Origin of the sequence: Chryseobacterium metallicongregator (genome assembly GCF_031324065.1) — a bacterium.
Classification (GTDB): Bacteria; Bacteroidota; Bacteroidia; order Flavobacteriales; family Weeksellaceae; genus Chryseobacterium; species Chryseobacterium metallicongregator.
In genome coordinates, this window is record NZ_JAVIXS010000023.1 from 1 (window position 1) to 499 (window position 499).

1 protein-coding gene is annotated in these 499 nt (G+C 26.1%); it reads left to right on the plus strand.

Features of this window, described 5'->3' with window-relative positions:
- Positions 1 to 499, plus strand: a 499-nt coding sequence (locus REB14_RS23985; protein WP_482155932.1) for a restriction endonuclease subunit S domain-containing protein, incomplete at both ends; no start/stop codon positions are given.

The following is a 499-nucleotide window of genomic DNA, read 5'->3' on the forward strand; positions in this document are numbered from 1 at the left end:
TGCGACAGCAATAGTGCAAAATGATAATCCTTTAGCATATTATGTTAGTTTAGCTCTTATCAGAATTAAAACTTCAGACAATATTAATTTTTTATCTCAAAGAATTGAGACTAAGGAATTTAAAAATGAATTACATAAACGAATTATTCACGTCGCATTTCCAAAGAAAATAAATTTGGGAGATATTTATGAATGTTCAGCGTATTTTCCTGAAATTTTAGAGCAACAGAAAATTGCATCTTTTCTTTCTTTAATAAATGAAAGAATTCAAACCCAAAAGAAAATAATTTCCCAACTAAAATCCCAAATGTTAAATCTCAAAGATTTAATATTTGAACAAATAGTAAGGTTTAAAAATGGAAATAAAAACAATTATTCAGAATGGAAAGAATTTAAATTAAGCGACTTAGGAAATACTTTTAACGGATTATCTGGAAAAACAAAAGAACATTTTGGAGTAGGACAAAAGTATATTCAGTACAAGCATACAYATTTGATT